This window comes from Longimicrobiaceae bacterium, assembly GCA_035936415.1.
Taxonomy (GTDB): domain Bacteria; phylum Gemmatimonadota; class Gemmatimonadetes; order Longimicrobiales; family Longimicrobiaceae; genus JAFAYN01.
In genome coordinates this window covers 1-7,851 of record DASYWD010000013.1, presented here as the reverse complement: position 1 = coordinate 7,851, position 7,851 = coordinate 1, and the positions used below count along the sequence as shown (strand labels likewise).

Annotated in this window: 1 protein-coding gene; it reads left to right on the top strand. The window is 74.1% G+C overall.

Going from position 1 to position 7,851, the window contains the following annotated elements:
- On the top strand, nucleotides 1-7,851 hold a 7,851-nt coding region (locus VGR37_00345), incomplete at both ends, for an amino acid adenylation domain-containing protein (protein HEV2145843.1).

Below are 7,851 nucleotides of genomic sequence, written 5' to 3'. Positions count from 1 at the left end.
GCCTACCTCCCGCTGGACCCCGCCTATCCCGTCGAGCGCCTGGCCTTCATGGTCCGCGACTCCGGCGCCCGGCTGGTGGTCACCAGCGAGGCGTTCCGGGCCCGCCTCCCGGAGGGGGCGGAGGCCGTCTGCCTCGATGCCTCGATGGAGGGAGCCGGCATCGATGCAGCACCGATCGTCTCGCTGACGCCCGAGAGCCTGGCGTACGTGATCTACACCTCCGGCTCCACCGGGACGCCCAAGGGCGTGATGGTCTCGCACGGCGCGCTCGCGCACCTGGTCGCCTGGCACGTCCGGGCCTTCGGCGTCGTCCCGGGCGACCGCGCCACGCAGGTGGCCTCCCCGAGCTTCGACGCGGCGGTGTGGGAGACGTGGCCGTACCTGGCGCATGGCGCCGCGCTCCACCCTCTCCTGGACGAGGACCGGCTCGCCCCCGAGTCGCTGCAGGCGTTCCTGCTGGACCGGAGGATCACCGTCTGCTTCGTTCCCACGCCGCTGGCGGGGGGGCTGCTCGCGCTCCCCTGGCCGCGGGAGACGGCGCTGCGGGCGCTGCTCACCGGCGGCGACGCGCTGCGGGTCCGTCCGCGCGCCGGGCTCCCCTTCGCCCTGGTGAACAACTACGGTCCGACGGAGGGGACGGTGGTCTCCACCTCGGGCGAGGTTTCCATCGGGGGTGCCGCGGTGCCCTCAATCGGCCGGCCGATCGACCGGGTACGCGCCCGCGTGCTGGACGCGCACGGGAGCCCCGTTCCGGTGGGAGTGCCGGGGGAGCTGTACGTGGGCGGCGACGGGGCGGCGCGAGGGTACCTGGGGCGTCCGGAGCTGACGGCGGAGCGCTTCGTCCCCGATCCGTTCTCACCGGAGCCCGGAGCGCGGCTGTACCGCACGGGAGACCGGGTACGCTGGCGGCGCGACGGAGAGCTGGAGTTCCTGGGGCGGACGGACGAGCAGGTCAAGATCCGGGGGTTCCGGATCGAGCCGGGGGAGATCGAGAGCGCGCTGGGGGAGCAGGCGGGGGTGCGGGAGGCCGTCGTCGCGGTGCGGGAGGACGCGCCGGGGCAGAAGCGCCTGGTCGCCTATGTGGTGGCCGAGGCGGAGAAGGTCTCGACGGCGGAGCTGTGTGCCCGGCTGCATGAGCGGCTGCCGGAGTACATGGTGCCGTCGGCCTTCGTGGTGCTGGACTCCCTGCCGCTGAACGTGAACGGGAAGGTGGACCGGCGCGCCCTGCCGGCCCCCGAGTGGGAGGGAGCGGCCGACCGGTACGTCGCGCCGCGCACCCCGACCGAGGAGGTGCTGGCCGGTATCTGGGCGGAGGTGCTGCGACTGGAGCGCGCCGGCGTCCACCGCAACTTCTTCGAACTGGGCGGTGACTCCATCCTGAGCATCCAGGTAGTGGCGCGGGCGCGGCAGCGGGGGCTGAAGTTGACGCCGCGGCAGCTCTTTGAGCGTCCCACCGTCGCGCGCCTCGCGGAGGTCGTGGAGTGGGTCGATGCCGGAACCATCGAAGTGGCGCAGGGCCCCGTCACGGGCGAGGCCCCGCTGACGCCCATTCAGCAGCGCTTCTTCGAGCAGGAGAGCCCGGCGCCGCACCACTTCAACCAGGCGCTGCTGCTCACCCCGCGCGAGACGCTGGATTCCGTGCAGCTCGACCGGGCGCTGGCTGCGCTGGAGGCGCACCACGACGCGCTTCGGCTGCGCTTCCGTCGGAGCGGGGCGGACGCGTGGACCCAGACGCACGCCGACGTCGAGGAGCGCTCCCCCGTGGAGGTTCTGCAGGTGGCCGACCGGGCCGCGCTGGAGGCCGCTGCCGAGCAGGTACAGCGCAGTCTCGACCTGGCCCGCGGTCCGCTGCTGCGCGTCGTGCTCTTCGAGCTCGGCGCGGGCGGGCAGCGGCTGCTCGTGGTCATCCACCACCTGGTGGTCGACGGCGTCTCCTGGCGCATCCTGCTGGAGGACCTGGAGACCGCCTACACGCAGCTCTCGCGGGGCGAGGCGGTGCGCCTGCCGGCGAAGACCACCGCATGGAAGAGCTGGGCCGAGCGCCTCGCCGAGCGGGCCCGCTCCGGGGCCATGGCCGAGGAGGCGGGCTACTGGCTGGCGCAGGCGCGGCAGGACGTCACGCCGCCGCCGGTGGACCGGCCCGCGGGCGAGAACACGGTCGCCCGGGCGCGCAGTGTATCCGTCAGCCTCAGCGAGGCGGAGACGGAGGCGCTGCTGCGCGAGGTGCCGCAGGCGTACCGGACGCAGATCAACGACGTGCTGCTCACCGCGCTGGCGCGGACGCTCTCGCGCTGGACGGGCAGCGCCCGGGTGCGCGTGGACCTGGAGGGGCACGGGCGCGAGGAGGAGCTGGTCTCCGGAGCGGACCTGTCGCGGACGGTGGGGTGGTTCACGAGCGTGTACCCGGTGGTGCTGGAGGTGCCGGGCGGAGCGGGCGAGGGGCTGAAGGCGGTGAAGGAGCAGCTGAGGAGCGTTCCGGGGAAGGGGCTGACGTATGGGCTGCTGCGGTACCTGAGCGGGACGGAGGCCAGGGCGGAGCTGGCGGCGGCGCCGGAGGCGGAGGTCGCCTTCAACTACCTGGGGCAGCTCGACCAGGCGGTCTCCGGAGACACCTTCTTCGGCTTCGCTCCCGAGTCCGCGGGAGCATCGCACGACGAGCGTAGCCCGCGCGGACATCTGATCGAGATCAACGGGGCGGTCTCCGGTGGGCGGCTGGAGATGTCGGTCGGCTACAGCGACGCAGTGCACCATCGGGCGACGATGGAGCGGGTGGCGGCGTGGTACGCCGAGGAGCTGCGGGAGCTGATCGCGCACTGCACCTCGGGCGATGCGGGCGGCTACACGCCGAGCGACTTCCCGCTGGCGGGGCTCGCGCAGGCGCAGGTCGACGCGCTGCTGGGGCAGGATCGCGGCGTCGAAGACGTGTACCCGCTGACTCCCATGCAGGAGGGGATGCTCTTCCACACCCTCTTCTCGCTCGAGGGCGGCGCCTACGTCGGGCAGTTCCGGTACGTGCTGGAAGGGGAGCTGGACGTGGAGGCGCTGCGGCGGGCGTGGGAGGGTGGGATCGCCCGGCACGCGGCGCTGCGGGCGGGCTTCGCCTGGGAAGGTGTGGAGCGGCCGCTGCAGATCGTCCGGCGCGAGGTGGAGCTGGAGATCCGGCGCCACGACTGGCGGGAGCTTAGGGAAGCCGAGCAGGACACGCGGCTCGAGAAGTACCTCGACGAGGACCGGCGCGAGGGCTTCGACCTGGCGAAGGCGCCGCTGATGCGGCTGGCCCTGTTCCGGGTGGAGGACCGGGTGCACTGGCTGATCTGGACGCACCACCACCTGATCCTGGACGGGTGGAGCCTCAGCGTCCTCTTCCGCGACGTGCTGGGGCTCTACGCCGCGTATGCGCGGGGCGGGAAGATGCAGCCGCGTGAGCGTCGGCCATACCGGGAGTACGTGGCCTGGCTGGAGCGGCAGGACCTTGCCCGGGCGGAGGGCTTCTGGAGAGAGACCCTGGCGGGATTCACCGCGCCCACGCCGCTCCCCGTTCGCCCGGGGGCAGTGGACGAGGCGAAGCTGGGCTCCGGAGTGGCGTGGGTGGAGCTCGGGGTGGAGCGGACGCAGGCGCTTCAGGAGCAGGCGCGCCGCTGGGGCGTGACGCCAGGCACCCTGGTGCAGGGTGCCTGGGCGCTGCTGCTCTCCCGCTACTCGGGCGAGGAGGACGTCGTCTTCGGCACGACCGTTTCCGGGCGGCCGTCGGAGCTCGCCGGGGTGGAGGAGATGGTCGGCCTCTTCATCAACATCCTCCCCGTGCGAGTACGCCTCGACGGCGCGGCCACGCTGGGCGAGTGGCTGGCGGCGTTGCAGGCGGAGCAGGTACAGGCGCGGGAGTTCGAGTACAGCCCGCTGGTACAGGTGCAGAGGTGGAGCGAGGTTCCCGCCGGCGAGGCGCTGTTCGACAGCCTGGTCGCCTTCGAGAACTATCCCATCGACGAACGGCTGGGGGAGGGACTCGGCGAGCTGCGGGTGCGGAGCAGCGAGGGGACTGAGCACATCGATCACCCCCTGGTGCTCTCGGCCCTGGTCGATGCCCGGCTGCGGGCCGAGCTGCGGTACGAGCATGCTCGCGTCGAGGCTGAGACGGCGGAGCGGATGGCCGTGCACTTGGAGACCCTGCTGGAGTCGATGGTCGACCATCCCCAGCGCCGCCTCTCCGACGTCACCCTCCTGCGCCCCGACGAGCGCGCCCGGCTCCTCCACGACGCGTGGGGCGAGCGGCGCCCCTTCCCTGGGCACGCCCTGGTCCACCAGCTCGTCGCCCGGCGCGCCGCCGCCTGGCCCGACGCCCCCGCCGTCGCCCGCGGCGAGCACACCCTCTCCTACGCCGAGCTGCACCGGCGGGTCTCGGCGCTTGCCGCTCAGCTGCGCGCCCGCGGCCTGGCTCCCGAGCAGCCGGTGGCGCTCTTCCTGGACCGCTCGCCCGAGCTGGCCGTCGCCCTGCTGGCCACGCTCCAGGCCGGGGGCGCCTTCGTGCCGCTGGACGCCGAGTACCCGCGCGAGCGCCTGGAGTACCTCCTGGCCGACAGCGGGGCTCCCCTGGTGCTCACCCGTGCCTCTCTGGCCGGGCGGCTCCCCGGGAGCGCCGCTGCGGTGCTCTGCGTGGACACGCTGGAGGAAACTGCTGCGCCGACCGAGCCGGCGGTGGAGCCGGGGAGCGACAGCCTGGCGTATCTGTGCTACACCTCGGGCTCGACCGGGCGGCCCAAGGCGGCCGTGGTCAGCCACCGCTCGCTGGTCTGCTACGCCGAGGCCATGCGCGAACGGATGGGGCTCTCGCCCGCCGACCGGGTGCTGCAGTTCGCCTCGCCGGCCTTCGACGTCTTCATCGAGGAGGTCTTCCCCGCCTGGCTCAGCGGCGCCTGCGTGGTCTTCCCAGGAGGCGAGCTGCTCGGCTCCCCGGCGGAGCTGGTGCGCGTGGTGGAGCAGGAGCGGGTGAGCGTCGTGGAGCTGCCCACGGCCTTCTGGCACGAGTGGGTGCGGCAGCTGGCGGAGGAGGGCACGCGGCTGCCCGGGTGCCTGCGCCTGGTTCTGATGGGGGGCGAGCGGGTGCTGGCGGAGCGGCTGGCCCAGTGGGCGGGGCTGGGCGTGCCGCTGCTGCACGTCTTCGGGCTCACCGAGACGACGGTGACCACCACCACGCTCCTGCTGGAGGCCGGCGACGCCGGAGCACGGTGGGCGAACCTCCCGGTGGGGACGCCGCTGGCGAACGCGGCGGTGTACGTGCTGGGCGCCGGAGGCGTGGCGGGGCAGCCGGTGCCGGTCGGTGTCCCGGGCGAGCTCTACGTCGGAGGAGTGGCGGTGGCGCGGGGGTACTGGGCGCGTCCGGAGCTGACGGCGGAGCGCTACGTGCCGGACCCGTTCGGCCCGGAGCCGGGGGCGCGGCTGTACCGGACCGGAGACCGGGCGCGGCGGCTGGCCGACGGGACGGTGGAGTTCCTGGGGCGGACCGACCAGCAGGCGAAGGTCCGGGGGTACCGGATCGAGCCGGCGGAGGTGGAGGCGGCGCTGGTGGAGCACGGGGCGGTGCGTGAGGCGGTGGTGCTGGTGCGGGAGGACACGCCAGGCGACTGCAGGCTGGTGGGGTACGTGGTCGCGGAGGACGGGGCGGCGCTCTCGCTCCCCGAGCTGCGGGAGCGGGTGGGTCGGGCGCTGCCGGCGTACATGGTGCCGAGCCACTTCGTGGTGCTGGACGCGATCCCGCTCACCCGCAACGGCAAGGTGGACCGCCGGGCGCTGCCGGCGCCGGAGTGGGAGGAGACGGTCGAAGGGTACGTCGCGCCGCGGACGCCCACCGAGGAGCTGCTCTGCGGGATCTGGGCGGAGGTGCTCGGCGTGGCGCGCGTCGGGGTGGAGGAGAGCTTCTTCGAGCTGGGCGGACACTCCCTGCTGGCGATGCAGGCCATCTCGCGTGTACGGCAGACGTTCGGCACCGAGGTGCCGCTGCGGGCGCTCTTCGAGGCGCCCACCGTGGCGGAGTTTGCCGCGTGCGTCGAGGCGCTGCGGAGCGCCGGCGCCTCCCCCGCGCCGCCGCTGGAGCGGGTCCCCCGCGAGGACGGGGCGGGGCTCCCGCTCTCGTTTGCGCAGCAGCGGCTCTGGCTGGTGGACCGCCTCGACCCCGGGAGCACCGCCTACAACATCCCGTTCGCGCTGCGGGTGCGGGGGGCGCTGGACGTGGCCGCGCTGCGGGCCTGCCTGGACGGGCTGGTGCGCCGCCACGAGACGCTCCGCACCACGTTCGCCGAGCGGGGAGGCGTGCCGGTGCAGGTCGTCCATGCCCCCGCCCCGGTGCCGCTCCCGGTCCTGGAGCTGCGCGGCCTCCCCGCCGCGGCGAGGGAGGCCGAGGCGGAGCGGCTCGCGGGCGAAGAGGCGGCGCGGCCCTTCGACCTCGCGCGCGGGCCGCTGCTCCGGAGCACGCTCCTGCGCCTGGCGGACGACGACCACGTGCTGTGCTTCACGCTGCACCACGTCGTCAGCGACGCCTGGAGCACGGAGGTGCTCGTGCGCGAGGTCTCGGCCCTCTACGGCGCGTTCAGCCGGGGCGAGGAGCCGGCGGCACGTCTGCCGGAGTTGCCGGTGCAGTACGCCGACTACGCCGTGTGGCAGCGGAACAGGTTCGTCGACGAGGTGCTGAAGGAGCAGGTCGGCTACTGGACGGAGCGCCTGGCCGGAGCGCCGCCGCTCCTGGAGATCCCGACCGACCGGTCGCGCGCCTTCGGGCTTAGCCCGCACGCGGGGAGCCACCCGTTCCCGCTGCCGCCGGAGCTGAGGCGGGGGCTGCGAGCGCTCGCGCGCAGGGAGGGGGCGACCCTGTTCATGGCGCTGCTCGCCGCCTGGCAGGGGCTGCTGGGGCGCTACGCCGGGCAGGAGGACGTGGTCGTCGGCTCCCCGATCGCGGGGCGGAACCGTCGCGAGACCGAGGGGCTGATCGGCTTCTTCGTCAACATGCTGGCGCTGCGCGCCGACCTGGGTGGCGATCCCACCTGGACCGAGCTGCTCGGGCGGGTGCGGGAGGCGGCGCTGGGTGCGTACGACCACCAGGAGCTGCCGTTCGAGCGCCTGGTGGAGGAGCTGGGGGCGGAGCGCAGCCTGACGCACACGCCCGTCTTCCAGGTGGTGTTCGCGCTGGAGCGGGACGCCGGGGAGGAGGGGCGGCTGTCGCTCGGCGACCTCCGGCTGGAGCCGTTCGGCGGCGGCGCGGGCGTCGCCAAGTTCGACCTGAACCTGACGGTGCTGGAGGCGGAGGACTGGCTCGGCGCGAACCTCCTCTACCGTACCGGGCTGTTCGAGGCGGAGACGGCCGCACGGATGGCGGGGCACCTGGAGGTGCTCCTGGAGGCCGTCGTCTCCGACCCGCGGCGCCGCCTCTCCGAGGTGTCGCTGCTGCGGGGAGCGGAGCGGACGCAGGTGCTGGAGGGGGGGAGCGGCGCCGCCCTGGAGTACCCGCGCGAGCGCTGCGTCCACGAGCTCTTCGCCGGGCACGCCGCCCGGACGCCCGATGCCCCCGCGGTCGTCTTCGGTGACGGTACCCTCACCTACGCGGAGCTGGACCGCCGGGCCAACCGGCTCGCCCACCACCTGCTCGCCCGGGGCGTCGGGCCGGAGTCACTGGTGGGCGTCTGCCTGGAGCGCTCCGCCGACCTGGTCGTCGCGCTCCTGGCGGTCCTCAAGGCCGGGGGCGCCTACCTCCCGCTGGACCCCGCCTATCCCGTCGAGCGCCTGGCCTTCATGGTCCGCGACTCCGGCGCCCGGCTGGTGGTCACCAGCGAGGCGTTCCGGGCCCGCCTCCCGGAGGGGGCGGAG